This window comes from Caballeronia sp. LZ034LL (assembly GCF_031451215.1).
In the GTDB taxonomy this organism is placed as follows: Bacteria; Pseudomonadota; Gammaproteobacteria; order Burkholderiales; family Burkholderiaceae; genus Caballeronia.
The window spans coordinates 2609872-2628402 of record NZ_JARUXR010000001.1; the positions used below are offsets into that span (position 1 = coordinate 2609872).

General features: G+C 64.6%; 18 protein-coding genes. 12 read left to right on the forward strand and 6 right to left on the reverse strand.

Annotated features, from left to right (window positions below; translation table 11 throughout):
- Positions 1-133: 133 nt before the first annotated feature.
- Positions 134-910, reverse strand: a complete 777-nt coding sequence (locus QCE83_RS11915) for an enoyl-CoA hydratase (RefSeq protein ID WP_309810047.1) — start codon at positions 908-910, stop codon at positions 134-136.
- 138 nt (positions 911-1048) lie between these two features.
- On the opposite strand from QCE83_RS11915, the gene paaN reads away from it, so the two are divergent.
- The 4 genes from paaN (at position 1049) to paaK (ending at position 5546) form a co-directional block, all read left to right on the forward strand.
- Entirely contained in the window at positions 1049-2758 is a 1710-nt protein-coding gene (paaN, locus tag QCE83_RS11920; protein WP_309810050.1) for a phenylacetic acid degradation protein PaaN, read from the forward strand.
- Between the two features lie 169 nt (positions 2759-2927).
- The gene (paaG, locus tag QCE83_RS11925; protein ID WP_309810053.1) at positions 2928-3719 is read left to right on the forward strand and encodes a 2-(1,2-epoxy-1,2-dihydrophenyl)acetyl-CoA isomerase PaaG; all 792 of its coding nucleotides are present in this window, start codon (positions 2928-2930) and stop codon (positions 3717-3719) included.
- A gap of 69 nt (positions 3720-3788) precedes the next feature.
- Entirely contained in the window at positions 3789-4175 is a 387-nt protein-coding gene (paaI, locus tag QCE83_RS11930) for a hydroxyphenylacetyl-CoA thioesterase PaaI (protein ID WP_309811686.1), read from the forward strand.
- A 69-nt stretch (positions 4176-4244) separates the two neighbouring features.
- Positions 4245-5546 (forward strand): phenylacetate--CoA ligase PaaK, encoded by a 1302-nt coding sequence (paaK, locus tag QCE83_RS11935; protein WP_309810056.1) that lies wholly within the window; start codon positions 4245-4247, stop codon positions 5544-5546.
- Between the two features lie 69 nt (positions 5547-5615).
- On the opposite strand, the gene QCE83_RS11940 is transcribed toward paaK, so the two are convergent.
- Positions 5616-6893: an MltA domain-containing protein gene (locus QCE83_RS11940; protein WP_309810059.1), complete on the reverse strand. Its 1278-nt coding sequence runs from the start codon at positions 6891-6893 to the stop codon at positions 5616-5618.
- A 110-nt stretch (positions 6894-7003) separates the two neighbouring features.
- The gene (gene apaG / locus QCE83_RS11945) at positions 7004-7378 is read right to left on the reverse strand and encodes a Co2+/Mg2+ efflux protein ApaG (RefSeq protein WP_309810061.1); all 375 of its coding nucleotides are present in this window, start codon (positions 7376-7378) and stop codon (positions 7004-7006) included.
- A 263-nt stretch (positions 7379-7641) separates the two neighbouring features.
- On the opposite strand from apaG, the gene rpe reads away from it, so the two are divergent.
- From rpe to QCE83_RS11985, 8 genes are all read left to right on the forward strand, one after another.
- Positions 7642-8331, forward strand: coding sequence for a ribulose-phosphate 3-epimerase (gene rpe / locus QCE83_RS11950; protein ID WP_309810063.1), 690 nt, complete (start codon positions 7642-7644; stop codon positions 8329-8331).
- A complete protein-coding gene (locus tag QCE83_RS11955; RefSeq protein WP_309810065.1) occupies positions 8328-9068 on the forward strand; it encodes a phosphoglycolate phosphatase in 741 nt (246 codons plus the stop codon). Before rpe ends, QCE83_RS11955 begins: the two co-directional genes overlap by 4 nt.
- Positions 9069-9460: 392 nt before the next feature.
- Entirely contained in the window at positions 9461-10957 is a 1497-nt protein-coding gene (gene trpE, locus QCE83_RS11960; RefSeq protein ID WP_309810068.1) for an anthranilate synthase component I, read from the forward strand.
- A 12-nt stretch (positions 10958-10969) separates the two neighbouring features.
- Positions 10970-11557, forward strand: coding sequence for an aminodeoxychorismate/anthranilate synthase component II (locus QCE83_RS11965; protein WP_309810071.1), 588 nt, complete (start codon positions 10970-10972; stop codon positions 11555-11557).
- Between the two features lie 14 nt (positions 11558-11571).
- A complete protein-coding gene (trpD, locus tag QCE83_RS11970) occupies positions 11572-12606 on the forward strand; it encodes an anthranilate phosphoribosyltransferase (protein ID WP_309810074.1) in 1035 nt (344 codons plus the stop codon).
- Between the two features lie 11 nt (positions 12607-12617).
- Entirely contained in the window at positions 12618-13403 is a 786-nt protein-coding gene (gene trpC, locus QCE83_RS11975; RefSeq protein ID WP_309810076.1) for an indole-3-glycerol phosphate synthase TrpC, read from the forward strand.
- 21 nt (positions 13404-13424) lie between these two features.
- The gene (locus QCE83_RS11980; protein WP_309810079.1) at positions 13425-14087 is read left to right on the forward strand and encodes a CYTH domain-containing protein; all 663 of its coding nucleotides are present in this window, start codon (positions 13425-13427) and stop codon (positions 14085-14087) included.
- Positions 14088-14096: 9 nt separating this feature from the next.
- Positions 14097-14876 (forward strand): uracil-DNA glycosylase, encoded by a 780-nt coding sequence (locus QCE83_RS11985; protein ID WP_309810081.1) that lies wholly within the window; start codon positions 14097-14099, stop codon positions 14874-14876.
- A gap of 99 nt (positions 14877-14975) precedes the next feature.
- Here the strand turns inward: QCE83_RS11985 and QCE83_RS11990 are convergent, their stop codons facing one another.
- The 3 genes from QCE83_RS11990 to QCE83_RS12000 all read right to left on the reverse strand — a co-directional run bounded on the left by QCE83_RS11990 (position 14976) and on the right by QCE83_RS12000 (position 18466).
- A complete protein-coding gene (locus QCE83_RS11990; protein WP_309810084.1) occupies positions 14976-15572 on the reverse strand; it encodes an NAD(P)H-dependent oxidoreductase in 597 nt (198 codons plus the stop codon).
- Between the two features lie 196 nt (positions 15573-15768).
- Complete coding sequence (locus QCE83_RS11995) at positions 15769-17568, reverse strand: PDZ domain-containing protein (protein ID WP_309811689.1); 1800 nt, start codon at positions 17566-17568, stop codon at positions 15769-15771.
- A gap of 166 nt (positions 17569-17734) precedes the next feature.
- Complete coding sequence (locus QCE83_RS12000; protein WP_309810087.1) at positions 17735-18466, reverse strand: DsbC family protein; 732 nt, start codon at positions 18464-18466, stop codon at positions 17735-17737.
- Positions 18467-18531 lie beyond the last annotated feature (65 nt).

Sequence of the window (18531 nt, forward strand, 5' to 3'; positions counted from 1 at the left end):
GGTGCATTCAACTACCTGCCCCACAACGCGACGTCCAACCCGTCTTTCCCGCTCCCTTCGCGTTCATCGAATCGCGAAGGAACGGAATTCTAGTGACCCGGATCGAGAAGCGCAAGCACTTTTCGATGCGCCATCACCGATGCTTGAACACAGGCTTCCGCTTCTCGACGAACGCCGCCATCCCCTCTTTCTGATCTTCCGTCGCAAAAAGCGAATGGAACAGGCGCCGCTCGAAATGCACACCCTCGGAGAGCGTCGTCTCGTAGGCGCGGTTGACAGCTTCCTTGGCCATCATCACGGCAGGCAGAGAGAAGCCGGCAATGATCGTAGCGGCCTCGATGGCTTCGTCGAGAAGTCGATCCGCGCCGACAACACGCGACACCAGACCTGCACGCTCAGCTTCGTTCGCGTCCATCATGCGCGCGGTGAGGCACATGTCCATCGCCTTGGCCTTCGACACGGCGCGCGGCAGACGCTGCGTCCCGCCCGCGCCCGGAATCACGCCGAGCTTGATTTCCGGCTGGCCGAACTTGGCGGTGTCGGCGGCGATGACGATGTCGCACATCATCGCGAGTTCGCAACCGCCTCCCAGCGCAAATCCCGCCACGGCCGCAATCACCGGTTTGCGAATGGAGCGGATGGCCTCCCAGTTACGCGTGATGTAGTCGCCCTTGTAGACGTCCATATAGGAATAGCCGGCCATCATGCCGATATCCGCCCCCGCAGCGAACGCCTTCTCGCTGCCGGTCAGAACGATCGCGCCAATGTTCTCGTCGGCGTCGAATGCCTTCAACGCACTTCCCAGCTCGTTCATCAGCGCGTCGTTCAACGCGTTCAGCGCCTTCGGACGGTGCAGCGTGATAAGTCCGACGCGATCACGCGTCTCGACCAGCAGATTCTCGTATGCCATTCGCTTCTCCTTGCGATCCTCAGGTAAGCCCTAATGAAAACAGTTCGTCACCCCCCAACCCGATGATGCTAACATTACCAACCAACCGGTCGGTTAATTATTTAACCCGGCGCCTTCCTCCGTTCTCCTCAAGCGACCATGACACATCCGCTATTCACGAAGCACGAAGCGACGCTCGATCGGGCGCTCGCCGCCATTGAAACGCGCGGCTACTGGAGCCCGTTTGCCGAAATGCCGAGCCCCAAAGTGTACGGGGAAACGGCCAATGCCGAGGGCGAAGCCGCGTTCAAGGCGCACCTCGGAAAGACGTTCGAACTCGATCAGCCTTCGACGGGTGAGACCGTCGGAAGCGAGCGTTCGCCGTTCGGCATCGATCTCGATATCCGCTATCCGAAGTCCTCCCCCGACGCGCTCATCCAGGCAGCCTCGAAGGCGCAGGCCGCCTGGCGCGCCGCCGGACCGCGCGCATGGGTCGGCGTGAGCCTCGAGATCCTTACGCGCCTTAACCGGGCGAGCTTCGAGATCGGCTATAGCGTCATGCATACGACCGGCCAGGCATTCATGATGTCCTTCCAGGCAGGCGGCCCGCACGCCCAGGACCGCGCGCTCGAAGCCGTGGTCTATGCCTGGGACCAGCTGCGCCGCATTCCGGCCGAAGCATATTGGGAGAAGCCTCAAGGCAAGAACCCGCCGCTGGCGATGCAAAAGCGCTTCGCTATCGTTCCGCGCGGCACCGGCCTCGTACTCGGCTGCTGCACGTTCCCGACCTGGAACGGCTATCCGGGCATGTTCGCCGATCTCGCGACCGGCAACACCGTCATCGTCAAACCGCATCCGGGCGCGATCCTGCCGCTGGCGGTCACCGTACGCATCGCCCGTGACGTGCTGCGCGAAGCGGGCTTCGATCCGAACGTCGTGACCCTGCTCGCCACCGAACCGAACGACGGTGCGCTGGTCCAGGAACTCGCCGTGCGCCCTGAAATCAAGCTCATCGACTTCACCGGCAGCACGCAGAACGGCACCTGGCTCGAACGCCATGCGCATCAGGCGCAGGTCTATACCGAGAAGGCGGGCGTGAATCAGATCGTCATCGACTCGCTTGACGACATGAAGGCCGCCGCCCGCAATATCGCGTTCTCGCTCGCGCTCTACTCGGGCCAGATGTGCACGGCGCCGCAGAACATCTACGTGCCGCGCGACGGCATTCGCACCGCCGAAGGTCAGCTGAGCTTCGACGACGTCGCCCGCACGCTCGCAGGCGCCGTCGAAAAGCTGACTTCCGACCCGGCGCGCGCCGTCGAACTGACGGGCGCGATCCAGAACGAGGGTGTCGTGGAGCGTATTGCCGAGGTACGCAAACTCGGCGACGTGCTGCTCGACAGCCAGTCGCTCACGCACCCGAGCTTCCCGCAAGCGCGCGTGCATACGCCGCTGATGCTCAAGCTCGACGCCCGGACGGACAACGCCAAGTTCACCCGTGAATGGTTCGGTCCGATCTCGTTTGTTGTCGCCACCGATTCGACCGCGCAGTCGCTCGAACTGGCCGGCGCCATCGCACACGAACACGGCGCGTTGACGCTCTCGGTCTACAGCACCGACGACAAGGTGATCGACGCTGCTCACGAAGCGGCCATCCAGGGCGGCGTGGCGCTCTCGATCAACCTGACCGGCGGAGTCTTCGTCAACCAGACCGCCGCGTTCTCCGACTTTCACGGCACGGGCGCGAACCCGGCAGCCAACGCCGCGCTCTCGGACGCCGCTTTCGTGGCGAACCGCTTCCGTGTGGTGCAAAGCCGGGTCCATGTTGCGCCGAAGGCCGCGCCGGCGGAAGTCGTCCAGACGGCCTAAGCCGCGCGACACAAACCGCACAATGCCGACTGCACCCGCTGCCGGGTGCAAGCGGCCTATGCCATTCGGCCTAATGGAAAGCGGCGCGGCGCGCGGCTAGTATCGGAACGGTAACGAAACGAACCCGCCACGCGCCGCTGCGGCAAGCATCGGCGACAGAGGAGAATCCATGTCCGAAAAATCCGTGTTGTTCCATGTCGATGGCGAAACACGCGTCGCAACCGTGACGCTCAATCGTCCCGACAAGCTGAACAGCTTCACGCGCGAGATGCATCGCGAGCTGAATCAGGCGCTCACCGAAATCGAAGCGAGCTCTGCGCGCGCGCTCATCATCACCGGCGCGGGCCGCGGGTTTTGCGCGGGTCAGGACCTGGCCGACCTCGACTTCACGCCAGGCGCCATGTCGGACCTCGGTGATCTGATCGATGCCCACTTCAACCCGCTGGTGCGTCGCTTGCAGGCATCGCCGCTGCCGATCATCGCTGCGGTGAACGGCACCGCCGCGGGCGCGGGCGCCAATCTCGCCATGGCTTGCGACCTCGTGATCGCGGCCCGTTCGGCGAGCTTCATCCAGGCGTTCGTGAAGATCGGGCTCGTGCCCGATTCGGGCGGCACCTGGCTCCTCCCGCGCCGCGTCGGCGAAGCCCGTGCGCTCGGCCTCGCGCTCACCGGCGAAAAGCTCGGCGCGGAGAAGGCGGAAGCGTGGGGCATCGTCTGGCGCGTCGTCGAAGACAGCGAACTGCAGCAGGCCGCAGCCCAGCTTGCCGCTCAGCTCGCCCAGCAGCCTGCCCGCGCCGTGACCGCGATCAAGCAGGCCATGCGTGCCAGCGCCACCCGGACATTCGAGCAGCAGCTCGACCTCGAACGCGATCTGCAACGCACGCTCGGCGCATCGCACGACTACATCGAAGGCGTCGCCGCGTTCAAGGAGAAGCGCGCGCCGCGCTTCGAAGGGCTGTAAGCGCACGCATCAGCAGACACGGAGAACCCTGTGACACCTCAAGAACTCGCCGAAGCCACCGCCCGCTCCATGTACGAAGCCGACGCCTGCTCGCGCGCGCTCGGCATCGAATTGATCGAAGTGCGGCCGGGCTATGCGCGCCTGCAAATGGATGTGCGGGCCGACTTCCTCAACGGCCACGCCATCTGTCACGGCGGCCTGATGTTCACGCTGGCGGATTCCGCGTTCGCCTTCGCGTGCAACTCGTACAACATCAGCACCGTCGCGGCGGGTTGTTCGATCGAGTTCCTGCGTCCCGTCCGAGGCGGCGATCGTCTCACTGCCGAAGCCGTCGAGCAGACGTTGAGCGGGCGCACCGGCATCTACGACATCCGCGTGACGAACCGCGAAGGCGAGCCGGTCGCGCTGTTCCGCGGCAAGTCCGCGCAGATCAAGGGCACCGTCATACCCGTCTGACCGAACTCATTCATGAAAGCGGACGGGGATATCAAGCCGCACCGCACAGTCAGCATCAAGGAGACAGCAATGAACGCACCGCTGCCGCTCGAGCCGATCGAGAAGGCGAGCCGCGACGAACTCGTCGCGCTGCAGCTCGAGGGCCTCAAATGGACGCTCAAGCACGCCTACGAAAATTCGCCGGTGTACCGGCGCAAGTTCGATGAAGCCGGAGTGCATCCCGACGAAGTCACGTCGCTGGCCGATCTCGCGCGCTTCCCGTTCACGACGAAGAAAGATCTGCGCGACAACTATCCCTTCGGCATGTTCGCGGTGCCGCAAGAACGCGTGTCGCGCATTCACGCTTCCTCCGGCACAACAGGCAAGCCCACGGTGGTCGGCTACACGGCGCAGGATCTCGACAACTGGGCGAATCTCGTCGCGCGCTCCATTCGCGCGGCCGGCGCGCGGCGCGGCGACAAAGTTCACGTGAGCTACGGCTACGGGCTCTTCACCGGCGGTCTCGGCGCGCACTACGGCGCGGAACGCGCGGGTCTCACCGTCATACCGTTCGGCGGCGGCCAGACGGAAAAGCAGGTCCAGCTGATCCAGGACTTCCGCCCCGACATCATCATGGTCACCCCGAGCTACATGCTGTCGATAGCGGACGAACTCGAACGCCAGGGCATCGAGCCGGCGAACTGCTCGCTGCGCATCGGCATCTTTGGTGCCGAGCCGTGGACGAACGACATGCGCCGCGCCATCGAGACGCGCATGGGCATCGATGCCGTCGATATCTATGGTCTTTCCGAAGTGATGGGACCTGGCGTGGCGTCGGAGTGCGCCGAGACGAAGGACGGTCCGACCATCTGGGAGGACCACTTCTACCCCGAGATCATCGATCCCGATACGGGCGAAGTGCTGCCCGATGGTGAATTCGGCGAACTCGTCTTCACGTCGCTCACGAAGGAAGCACTGCCGATCATCCGCTATCGCACGCGCGACCTGACGCGGCTGCTGCCCGGCACGGCGCGCACAATGCGCCGCATGGAGAAAATCACCGGCCGCTCCGACGACATGATGATCGTGCGCGGCGTCAACGTCTTCCCCACGCAGATCGAGGAACTGCTGCTGAAGCGTCCCGTGCTCGCGCCGCACTACCAAATCGTGCTGACCAAGGAAGGACCGCTCGACGTGCTGACCCTGAACGTCGAACCCTGCCCCGAATCGGCGCCGGACCTGGGCGCGCTCGACACGGCGAAGGCCGCGCTCGCCTATGACATCAAGGCAATGATCGGCGTCAGCGCAGTGATCAACGTGCTCGGCGTGAACGGCATCGAACGGTCGGTCGGCAAGGCGCGGCGCGTGGTCGATCGCAGGAACCTGACGTGAACGCATGAAAAAAAAGCTCGCGGACCCAGAAGCCGCGAGCTTTTCATCAACCGCTGCGCCAGGCCGCGGTCAGGAGTTCGGCATGAGCAGCCACATGCGGCCGCCCTGCTTCATGCGTCCCGCGAGATCGCCGGCGTCGTCGCCCAGACCCCAGAAATAGTCGGCGCGCACGCCGCCCTTGATCGCCGAGCCCGTGTCCTGCGCGAACACGAGACGGTTCATCGGCTGGTTGCTCAGCGGACGCGTCGTCTGCAGGAACACCGGCGTGCCGAGCGGAATCGCCGAAGGATCCACCGCGATCGAACGTTCCGGCGTCAGCGGCACACCCAGCGCGCCGATCGGACCGTCGCCAAGGCTCGCGGCCATCGCCTCGTTCGAAGGCATTTCGCGGAAGAAGACGAAGCGCGGATTCACGTCGAGGAGAGCATCGACCCGTGCCGGATTGGCTTTGGCCCACGCCTTGATGCCCTGCATGGTGGCCTGCGCAGGCGTCAGTTCGCCGCGATCGAGTAACTCCCTGCCGATCGACCGGTACGGCTGATTATTGGTGCCGCCGAAGCCGACGCGCATCACGCTGCCGTCTTCCATCGTCACCCGCCCCGAGCCCTGCACTTGCAGGAAGAACGCTTCGATTGGATCGTCGACCCATACCAGTTCGTTGCCGTTCAACACGCCCGAACGTTCGAGCTGCGCGCGCGGCGGCAGCGCCGAGCCCGCCTTGTAGCGATACGGCCAGCGATACAGCGCGTACTGATACGGCCCGTGACGCGTGCGCGAGCCGCGCAGCAAGGGCTCGTAATAGCCGGTCACGAGCCCGTCGAGCGTGCCGTCGTTATTGGCGAGCTGGAATGGCGTGAAATAGGCTTCGAAGAAACTGCGCGCCGCCGACATGTCGAGGTCGTCGAGCTGCTGCGCCGCCGCGCAGGCCTTCTGCCAGCCAGCCTGACGCGCAAGCCGGCTGCAGTTCTGACGCAGTGCCGCCGTGGCGCCGATCAGTGAATCGTCCTGCCAGCCCGGCACCTGCTGCCAGCTCACCGGCGTGAGGCGCGACGCGGCACGCTGGCCCGGGACGATGGGCGTGCCCGTCGCCGTGGTGGGACCGGGCTTCACATAACTGCCGCCGCCGCACGAGGCAAGCAGGACAGCGGTTGCGATCGATGCGGCCCAGGCCGCTGCCCGTGTAGCTGCCCGTGTAGCTGCCCGTGTGGCTGCCTGCGCGGCTGTCCGCGAGAAACCCCTACAATGCTCGTTCTTGATGGGAACCACCATGTCTGATCTGTTCGACGAATACCCGATGCTTATTTTCGCGCTCGAGTCGCTCGTGGCGCTTGGCCTGCTGATTTTCATCGTCGTATGGACGGCGTCAGGCAAGAAAAAGCACCAGAACCGCACCAACGACCCGGCGAAGCGGCGTTGAACCTGGCCGCCGTGCCCTGAAGCGACTTCGCGGGCGACGCTCAATGAAGCGTGCGCGGCATATGCAGCGCGAATTCCGCCACCGGCGCCTCGAAGCGCTCACCGTCTTCCGCCACGCAGAAATACTCACCGCGCATCGTGCCGACCGGCGTGGCGATCACCGCCCAGCTCGTGTATTCGAACTGCTCGCCCGGAGGCAGCAGTGGCTGGTGTCCGACCACGCCGAGCCCCTTCACTTCCTGCACGTGATCGTTGCTGTCGGTGATGATCCAGTGACGCGAGATCAATTGCGCCGCGACCTCGCCGGTATTGCGAATCGTCAGCGTGTAGGCAAAAGCGTACTGCCGGCTGTCGGGGTCCGACTGCTCCGGCAGATACCGCGTCTCCACGGATACGCTGAATTCGTACTGAGCCATCGTGATTCCAGTGACAGGTCGATGAATGCTTCGACCGAGCGACCGGCCGCTGCGCCGCGGCCAGATCCGGGAAACGGCGCGCAGCCGCGCCGCCATTGGTCTGGCATTCTGCTTGATGCGCGGCGTGCCCGCAACACGCACGGCGCCGCGACGCCACATTCATGCATTTTGCGCATTCGGCTTAAGCCGTTCGGACGAAGGACTCGTTTGAACAACGCGAGTTAAAATCACGCTTCCAAGTCGCTACTTCTCTTCATACGTCCATGGCGCCATTTCATATCGCTCCCAGCATCCTGTCGGCGGATTTCTCCCGCCTCGGCGAGGAAGTCCGCAACGTCGTCGCCGCCGGCGCCGACTGGATTCACTTCGACGTCATGGATAACCACTTCGTCCCGAACCTGACCATCGGCCCGATGGTGTGCGAGGCCATCCGCCCGCACGTCGACGTGCCCATCGACGTGCATCTGATGGTCGAGCCGGTCGACCGCATCGTGCCCGATTTCGCCAAGGCCGGCGCCAACGTCATCAGCTTCCATCCGGAAGGGTCGGTTCACATCGACCGGACGCTCTCGCTGATCCGCGATCACGGCTGCAAGGCCGGCCTCGTGTTCAATCCGGCCACGCCGCTCAACTATCTCGACTACGTGATGGACAAGCTCGATCTCGTGCTCATCATGTCGGTCAACCCGGGCTTCGGCGGCCAGTCGTTCATTCCCGAGGCACTCGTCAAGCTGCGTGAAGCACGCAAGCGCATCGACGCCTATCGCGAGCGCACAGGCCGCACGATCCATCTGGAAATCGACGGCGGCGTGAAGATCGACAACATTGCGGAAATCGCCGCGGCCGGCGCGGATACGTTCGTCGCGGGCTCGGCCATCTTCGGCAAGCACGACTACAAGCAGGTCATCGACGCCATGCGCGCCGAACTCGCCAAGGCGGGAGCACAGGCATGAGCGACACAGCAGCGGCGCAGGCGCCCTTCGTGAACCGGCCCATCCGGGCCGCCATCATCGATCTCGACGGCACCATGGTCGACACCGCGGACGACTTCGTCGCCGCGCTGAACGCGATGCTCGCGCGCATCGCGGTGGATCAGCCGGTCACGCGCGCCGAAGTCACGGACTACGTCGGCAAGGGTTCGGAGAACCTGATTCGCAGCGTGCTCGCGGCGCGGCTGCCGCACTCGCAGGCGGTTGCCCAGTTCGACGACGCCCTCGCCATCTATCAGAGCGAATACGCGAAGGTCAACGGCAAGCATTCGACGCTGTTTCCGGAAGTGCGGGAAGGGCTCGATGCCATGCGCGAGCTCGGCATCGCGCTTGCCTGCGTGACCAACAAGCCGCATCGCTTCGCCGTGGAACTGCTCGCGCACTTCGGCCTCGCGGATTACTTCAGGGTGATTCTCGGCGGCGACTCACTGCCCGCGAAGAAACCGGATCCCCTGCCGATGATCACCGCCTGCGAACGCCTCGACGTGCTGACGCGCGAAACCGTGGCCGTCGGCGACTCCGAGAACGATGCTCTCGCGGGCCGTGCGGCAGGCCTCGCAACCTTGACGGTTCCGTACGGCTACAATCATGGCAAGCCTGTGCAATCGGTGAAGTCCGATGGTATAGTCTCCTCGCTGCGCACGGCAGCACTGGCGATAGCCGCCACCTTGGCGCCGCCGGATACCACCCTGACTGAATAAGTCCATCCATCATGTTTCTCAACAGAAAACGGAGTCTGAGCAGCATCGACCGGGGAGCCTGGCCCTGGCGTCGCTGGTCGCGCTAACCTCGCCCGAGGTACGCTGAAGCCATGTCGCTCCCTGCCGCATCCGCTTCAGCATCCGTTTTTTGTTTCGCTGCGCACTTCCGCGCCGTTTCTGTCGAACCGTATTACGTGCATCTTGCGCACACCGCGCATCGAGCCGAACTTCGTTCGCGCGTCCCGCGTGAATGATTCGCCCGGAGCCGCTTCGCCTCGTCGAAGCGGCAAGGTCGCCGTATGCGATGATCACGGGAAACGACCGCCCGCAGCGCCCGCTTTTCCCCGATGCCGCGCCTCCCGAACCCCGCCCGGCACGCAAAGGATCGCAACATGACCGAACTCGAATTCCAATCGCTGGCGAACGAAGGCTATAACCGCATTCCGCTGATCGCCGAAGCCCTCGCCGACCTCGAAACTCCGCTCTCTCTTTATCTAAAACTCGCGCAGCCCGAGCGCAATGGCGCGAACTCGTTCCTGCTCGAATCCGTCGTGGGCGGCGAGCGCTTCGGACGTTACTCGTTCATCGGCCTGCCGGCGCGCACCATCCTCACCGTGCAGAACGGCAAGTCGCAAGTGCTCACCGACGGCAACGTCGTCGAGACGGATGAAGGCGATCCGCTGGCGTTCATCGAGACTTACCAGAAGCGTTTCAAGGTGGCGACCCGTCCGGGCCTGCCGCGCTTCTGCGGCGGCCTGGCCGGCTATTTTGGTTATGACGCGGTGCGCTACATCGAGAAGAAGCTCGCCGACACCGCGCCCCCAGACGATCTCAATCTCCCCGACATCCAGTTGTTGCTGACCGAGGAAGTCGCGGTCATCGACAATCTCGCGGGCAAGCTTTATCTGATCGTCTACGCAGACCCGACCCGCCCCGAAGCCTACGCCCGCGCGAAGCAGCGCCTGCGCGAACTGCGTGCGCGTCTGCGTGCGACGGTGCAGCCGCCGGTGACGTCGGCCAGCGTGCGCACCGAAACCTTCCGCGAGTTCAAGAAGGACGATTACCTGAACGCCGTGCGGCGCGCGAAGGAGTACATCGCGGCGGGCGAACTGATGCAGGTGCAGGTCGGCCAGCGCCTGACCAAGCCGTTCCGGGACAATCCGCTGTCGCTGTATCGCGCGCTGCGCTCGCTGAATCCGTCGCCGTACATGTACTACTACAACTTCGGCGGCGAAGTGCATGTGGTGGGTGCGTCGCCGGAAATCCTGGTGCGCCAGGAAAAGCGCGCCGACGATCACATCGTCACCATCCGCCCGCTCGCCGGCACGCGTCCGCGCGGCAACACGCCCGAGCGCGACGCCGAACTCGCGACCGAACTGCTGAACGATCCCAAGGAAGTCGCCGAGCACGTGATGCTGATCGACCTCGCGCGCAACGACGTCGGCCGGATCGCTCAGACGGGCTCGGTCACGGTGACGGACAAACTGGTCATCGAAAAGTACTCGCACGTGCAGCACATCGTGAGTTCGGTCGAAGGCAAGCTCAAGCACGGCATGAACAACTTCGACGTGCTGCGCGCCACCTTCCCCGCCGGCACGCTGTCCGGCGCCCCGAAGGTCCGCGCGATGCAACTGATCGACGAGCTCGAACCCGTCAAGCGCGGGCTGTATGGCGGCGCGGTCGGTTATCTGTCGTTCAGCGGCGAAATGGATCTGGCCATCGCGATCCGCACCGGCGTCATCCACAAGGGCAACCTGTACGTGCAGGCTGCAGCGGGTGTCGTCGCCGATTCGGTGCCCGAATCCGAATGGCAAGAAACGGAGAACAAGGCGCGCGCCGTGCTCCGCGCCGCCGAGCAAGTGCAAGACGGCCTCGACAGCGACTTCTGAGGAGACAAGACCATGCTGCTGATGATCGACAACTACGATTCCTTCACCTACAACCTGGTCCAGTACTTCGGCGAACTCGGCGAAGACGTGCGCACGTTCCGCAACGACGAGATCACGCTCGATGAAATCGCGAAGCTCGCGCCCGAGCGCATCTGCCTCTCGCCGGGACCGAGCAATCCGCAACATGCGGGCATCACGCTCGACGTGCTGCGCGAATTCTCCGGCAAGCTGCCCATTCTCGGCGTGTGCCTCGGCCATCAGGCGATCGGCGAGGCATTCGGCGGACGCGTCGTGCGCGCGCAGACCATCATGCACGGCAAGGTGAGCCAGATCGAGACGGACTGTAAAGGCGTGTTCGCCGACTTGCCCAAACACTTCAACGTGACGCGCTATCACTCGCTGGCCATCGAACGCGAATCCCTGCCCGACTGTCTGGAAGTGTCCGCGTGGACGCCGGACGGCGAGATCATGGGCGTGCGCCACCGTGAACTCGAAGTGGAAGGTGTGCAATTCCATCCGGAATCGATCCTGTCGGAACATGGCCACGCGCTGCTCGAAAATTTCGTGAAGCACACGGCCGTATCCGGCCAACGCGCTTGAACAGGCTCGACAACATGACCATTACTGCACAGGAAGCGCTGCAGCGCACGATCGAGCACCGCGAGATCTTTCACGACGAAATGCTGCATCTGATGCGCCAGATCATGCGCGGCGAGATGTCGCCCGTCATGTCCGCCGCCATCATCACCGGCTTGCGCGTGAAGAAGGAAACCATCGGCGAGATTGCCGCGGCCGCCACCGTGATGCGCGAGTTCGCGAATCACGTCGAGGTCGAGGACAACTCGAATTTCGTCGACATCGTCGGCACCGGCGGCGACGGTTCGCACACGTTCAATATTTCCACCGCGTCGATGTTCGTGGCCGCGGCCGCCGGCGCGAAGGTCGCGAAGCACGGCAATCGCGGCGTGTCGAGCAAGTCCGGCAGCGCCGACGTGCTCGAGGCGCTGGGCGTGAACATCGACCTGTCGCCGGAACAGGTGGCGGCATCGATTGCCGAGACCGGCATGGGCTTCATGTTCGCGCCCAACCATCATCCGGCGATGAAGAACATCGCGCCGGTGCGCCGCGAACTCGGCGTACGCACCATCTTCAACATCCTCGGTCCGCTGACCAATCCGGCCGGCGCGCCGAACCAGCTCCAGGGCGTGTTCCATGAAGACCTCGTCGGCATCCAGGTGCGCGTGATGCAGCGCCTGGGCGCGAAGCACGTGCTCGTCGTGTACGGCAAGGACGGCATGGACGAAGTCTCGCTTGGCGCCGCGACGCGCGTCGGCGAGCTGAAGAACGGCGAAGTGACCGAGTATGAAATTCATCCCGAGGACTTCGGCCTGCAGATGGTGTCGAACCGTTCGCTGAAGGTGCAGGACGCGCAGGAATCGAAGGCCATGCTGCTCGGCGCGCTCAACAACAAGGCCGGCGTCGCGCGCGAGATCGTCACGCTGAATGCCGGCACGGCGCTCTATGCGGCCGATGTCGTCGAGTCGATCGAAGTCGGCATGGCCGCCGCGCGCGAGGCCATCGAGAGCGGCGCGGCGCGCGAGAAGATCGACACGCTCGTCAAGTTCACGCAGCAGTTTGCGAAGAAGTAAAGGAAGCCAACATGAGTGACATCCTGGACCGCATCATCGCGGTCAAGCGCGAGGAAGTGCGCGCGGCGGAACTCAGCGCGCCGCTGGAAGAGCTGCGGCTCGAAGCCACGTCGCGCGATCTGCGCGACTTCGTCGGCGCACTGCGCGCGAAGCATGCGGCCAATCAGGCCGCGGTCATCGCCGAAGTGAAGAAGGCGAGTCCATCGAAAGGCGTGCTGCGCGAGCATTTCGTGCCCGCGGAGATTGCGCGTTCCTATGAGCAAGGCGGCGCCGCGTGCCTCTCCGTACTCACCGACGTGCAGTTCTTCAAGGGCAGCGTCGCCTACCTGCAGGAAGCGCGCGCTGCGTGCAGTCTGCCGGTACTGCGCAAGGACTTCATCGTCGATCCGTATCAGGTCATGGAAGCGCGCGCGATGGGCGCGGACTGCATCCTGCTGATCGCCGCCGCGCTCGAACTATCGCACATGCAGGACCTCGAGGCCTACGCGCACTCGCTCGGTCTCGCGGTGCTGGTCGAAGTGCACGACGCCGACGAACTGCGCGACGCGCTCACGCTGAAGACACCGCTCATCGGCATCAACAACCGCAACCTGCGCACCTTCGAAACGAGCATCGAGACAACCATCGGCATGCTGGAGATGGTGCCGGAGGATCGCATCGTCGTGACGGAGTCGGGCATTCTGTCGCGTGTTGATGTCGACCGCTTGCGCGCGATGCACGTGCATACCTTCCTGGTCGGCGAAGCGTTCATGCGCGCCGACGATCCTGGCGCGGAACTCGCGCGCATGTTTTTCTGAATCTATCGACGGGACCGGACCTTGGGCATCGAACGGGAACTGAAACTCGCGCTTGCGCCGTCGCAGCATGATGACGTCGCACGCTTCTTCGACGAACACACCGGCCCGGGCCGGCCGATCGAACTGACCAACGTCTACTTCGACACCTCCGCCTGCGCGCTGGCGAAAGCCAAGTCCGCGCTGCGCCTGCGCCGCACGCCGGAGCAATGGCTGCAGACCTACAAGACGCTGGGCAAGAGCGTCGCGGGCTTGAGCAACCGTCAGGAATGGGAGCTGCCGGTCGAGCGTGACGCGCTGCAGATCGACGCGCTGCTCGACGCCTGCGACGACGAAGCCGCGCGCGAGACGCTGCAACGCGCCGCGCCCGAACTGATCGCGCTGTTCAAGACCGATTTCCGGCGCATCGTGTGGGACCTCGAACGCGAGGGTTCGCAGATCGAAGTGGCGCTGGACCTGGGCGACATCACCGCGGATGTCGACGGCGAGACGCGTCGCGCGAAAATCAGCGAACTGGAACTGGAACTGAAATCCGGCGAGGAAAGCGCGCTGTCGATGCTCGCCGCCGAACTGCGCGGCGCGTTTCCGGAACTGACGCCGGAAGATCTCAGCAAGGCGCAGCGCGGCTATCTGTTGCGCAAGCCAGCGGATGAGAAGCATCGCGATGAAAAACATCCCGACGCCTGATTGCCCAGCATGAGCCAACAGTCTTCTCTCTTCGAGGATGCCGGCAACGCGCCGGCGTCGCCCGGCACGACGCTGGAAAGCCAGTTCGAAGCGCTGCCCGCCGACTGGCGCCGCCACCTGCAACCGTTCATCGACAGCAAGCACTATGCGGCGCTGTGCGCGTTCGTCGATGCCGAGCGCGCCGCCGGCAAGACCGTCTATCCCGCCGATGTCTTCCGCGCGCTCCGTCTCACAAGTCCCGCCGACGTGAAGGTCGTGATTCTCGGCCAGGATCCGTATCACGGCGAGGACAAGGGCGCGCCGCAGGCTCACGGGCTGGCGTTCTCGGTGCCCGCGCCGGTGCGTCCGCCGCCGTCGCTGCGCAACATCTTCAAGGAGATCCACGCGAGCCTCGGCGTCCCCGCGCCCGCGCACGGCTGCCTGGATTCGTGGGCGAAGCAAGGCGTGCTGCTGCTCAACACGTCGCTGACGGTGGAACGCGACCGCGCCGGCAGTCACGCGAAACGCGGCTGGGAGCCATGCACCGACACGCTGATCCACGAAATGGCGCTGCGCCATGACGGACTCGTGTTCATGCTGTGGGGCGCCCATGCGCAGGCGAAGCGCGGCTTGATCGAAGGCACGGGCAAGGCGCATTGCGTGCTGGAGTCGGCGCATCCGTCGCCGTTGTCGGCGTATCGCGGCTTCTTCGGCTGCGGGCATTTCGCGCTCGCCAATGAATACCTGACGAAGCATGGCCGTCCGGCGATCGACTGGCGGCTGCCCGCCGAGCCCGAACTGCTGGCCTGACGCTGCCGCGCCAGCCATGAAACGCAAAACGCCCCGCTGACACACATCAGCGGGGCGTTTTACTTGATGCCTTGATACCTTACTGCTGGAGCGAAACGCTTACAGCGCCGCGATCGCCTCGCGTGCCGACGCCAGCGCCGCACCCGCCACTTCCGGGCCCATGTTCAGGCCTTCGGCGTAGATGAAGTTCACGTCGGTCAGGCCGATGAAGCCGAGGAAAGTCTTCAGGTAAGGCGTTTGCGAATCGTTCGGCGTGCCCGCGTACTTGCCGCCACGCGCCGACACCACGAACACCTTCTTGCCCGTGACCAGGCCTTCCGGGCCGTTCGCGCCGTAGCGGAACGTCATGCCCGAGCGGGCGATCCAGTCAAAATACGTCTTCAGTTGCGACGAGATGCCGAAGTTGTACAGCGGCGCAGCGATCACGACGATGTCCGCTGCCAGCAGTTCGTTGATGAGCGCTTCGCTCTTGGCGTTGATGGCGGTCTGTTCCGCGCTGCGCTGGTCAGCCGGCGTGAAGAAGGCGCCGAGCGTGGCGTCGTCGAGATGCGGCAGCGACGCGCCCAGCAGGTCGCGCACGACAACCTTCGCGCCCGGGTTGCTTTGTTGCAGTTTTGCCGTGAGTTCGTCGGCGAGCAGCGTCGATTGGGCGCCTTGCGAACGAGCAGCGGAATTGATTTGCAGAATCGTCGTCATGATGGCTTCCTGTTCCTTGTCGGAGCACAGCGCGCGCTTGATCGGCCACTGTGTCCCATGCAGAGCTTTCGGGATTCGGGCGCTGTCCGCGCCCGGCTTAGGAAGCATTCTCCCCTTTCGACGATCGATTAAAAGCCATTCGCCCGTGACGGATTGTTGCAGGGGTAGAACAATCCGCCCGCCGGCTCCGGACGCCTCAGCCTTTCAGCCAGCGCTCGCGCCATTGTTTCGACGGCCCGCGTCCGTCGATGGCCGTCAGCAGGTAACGCACGACCTCGGGCCCGTCGAGCTTAAGTTCCGTGCGGCGCAGTTCGTCGCGGCGAAACGCATGGATCTCCACCTTCGCGCCCGGCAGATAGCGCGACAGCAGGCTGTCGAGATTGGCGCCGGTGACGCGCAACCCGTCGATCGCGACCAGCACGTCGCCCGCCGACAATCCGGCCTTCTGCGCCGCGCCGCCCTCGTGGACGACCGCAAGCGCGCACTCGGCCCCGCCGCGCACGCGCACGCCGAGCGTGGGCTTGAGCGCCGCGCCGTTGCCGGGCAGATCCGGCGCGAGCGCGATGCCGAACGGCTCCAGCAAGGCATCCAGCGGCAGGTCGCGGGTGCCGCGCACGCCGTCACGGAACAGCGCGCGCAGGTCCGCGCCGCTGGCTTCGGCAAACAGCGCCTCGACGTCTTCCTCGCGGATGCCGCGCGCCTTGCCGTGATAGAAGTCGCGTCCGTAGCGCTGCCACAGCAGGCGCATGACGTCGTCGAGCGACTTGCGGTTGTCGGTCTGCGCGCGGATCGACAGATCGAAGGCCAGCGCGACCAGCGAACCTTTCTGGTAATAACTGACGATGGCGTTCGGCGCGTTTTCGTCGGCGCGGTAGTACTTCACCCACGCATCGAACGAGCTTTGCGCGACCGACTGCTTGAAACGTCCCGCGCCCCGCAGCACGCCGCCGATCGTCTTGCCGAGCAGGCTGAAGTAATCGCCGGCGGTGATGAGGCCGCTGCGCACGAGCATCAGGTCGTCGTAGTACGACGTGAAGCCCTCGAAGAGCCACAGCAGCGTCGTGTAATTCTCCTGCGACAGATCGTACGGAGCGAAGGTCGCGGGCTTGATTCGCTTCACGTTCCACGTATGGAAGTATTCGTGGCTGCACAGGCCGAGATAGGTGCGATAGCCGTCGCTCAGGTCCGGCCGGCCCTGCACCGGCAGGTCCGTGCGATTGCAGATCAGCGCCGTCGACGCGCGATGTTCGAGCCCGCCGTAACCATCGCCGACGGCCAGCGTCATGAACACGTAGCGATCCATCGGCGCGCGCTTCGTGCGCGGCTCGAACAGCGCGATCTGCGCTTCGCAGACGCGTTTGAGATCGGCCTGGAGCCGGTTCATGTCGAGATTGACGACGCGCCCCGAGATCACGATGTCGTGCTTCACGCCATGCGCGGTGAAGCTGCCGAGCGCGAATTTGCCGAGCGTGACGGGATGGTCGGCGAGTTCGTCGTAGTTATCGGCCTCGTAGGTCCCGAAGCCGTAGCGCTTCGTGCCGCGCGCTTCGCGCAGCGCCGTCGCGACGCGCCAGGTGCGATAGGCACCGCCCTCGGGCGGCTGGATGTCGACCACGCACGGTGCGCCCGACTGCCCTTCCACCGCGAGGAACACGCTCGTCGCGTTGAAGAAGCCGATGCTGTCGTCGAGATGCGCGGCGCGCACCGACAGATCCCACGCGTAGACCTCGTAGCGCAGCGTGAGCGGGCCTTCGACGGGCGCGGCCTGCCACGCGTGCTTGTCGATCTTCTCGATCGCGACCTTGCGGCCCGCCGCGTTGAACGCCTGCAAGGTCACGATGTTGCGCGCGAACTCGCGGATCATGTAGCTGCCCGGAATCCACACCGGCAGCATGAAGCGCTGGCCGGCCGGATCGGTGTCGGCGACGGTCAGCGTGACTTCGAAAAGATGCGCGGCGGGTTTTTTCGGAACGATGCTGTAATGCACCGGTTGCAGGGAGGGTGTCATCGCGTGGTCCTTGTTCTTGTGCCGGGCGCGCCGCTTGTGCCGCTCGTGCCGCTTGCGACGCTCGCGCCCGCTATGCCCGCGGCCCCGGCCGGCGAACCGGAGCCCGTAAAACAAAGGAGGCGCCAGGCGCCTCCGTGCTCGTGCCGCATCGCGCTCACTGCGCGGCCGACAGTTCCTTCTCCAGCCGGTCGGCGGGCACGGCGCCCGGCAGACGGCGGCCATCGGCGAGGAAGACGGTCGGCGTGCCGGTCACGTTCATCGTGCGGCCGAGCTTCAGGTTCTTGTCGATCGCCGTGGTGTCGCAGTTCGCGGCCGTGGCCGGCGCCTTGTGATCGAGCATCCAGCTTTCCCATGAATTGCCGCGATCCTTCGCGCACCAGATCGACTTCGACTTGGCCGTGGAATCCGGCGACAGCACCGGGTACAGGAAGGTGTAGACCGTGACGTTGTCGATGGACTTCAGCGTCGATTCGAGCTGCTTGCAGTACGGGCAGTTCGGGTCCGAGAACACGGCGATCTTGCGGCTGCCGTTGCCCTTCACCACCTTCACCGCGTTCTCGAACGGCAGCTTCGCGAAGTCGATCTTGTTGGTTTCCGAGAGCCGCGCCTCGGTCAGGTTCTTGCTGCTGCGCGTATCGACGAGATCGCCGATCAGCACGTAGTTGCCGGTGGCGTCGCTGTAGATGATCTGCGAGCCCAGATTCACTTCGTAGAGACCGGGAATCGCGGTCTTGTCGATGCTCTTGATGCTGGCGTCGCCCATGCGCGACTCGAGCGTCGACTTGAGTTTGTCGGTGGTGGCGTCGGCGTGGGCCGGACCGGTCATGCCGAGCGTGACGGCAAGCGCCGCAGCCGTCGCGAGCGCAGAACGAAGAATGGTTTTCATGCGGTTTCCTGTGAGTCGGCCAGCGTCGCGCGAATGCCGCGCGTCTGAATATCAATCAATGTTTC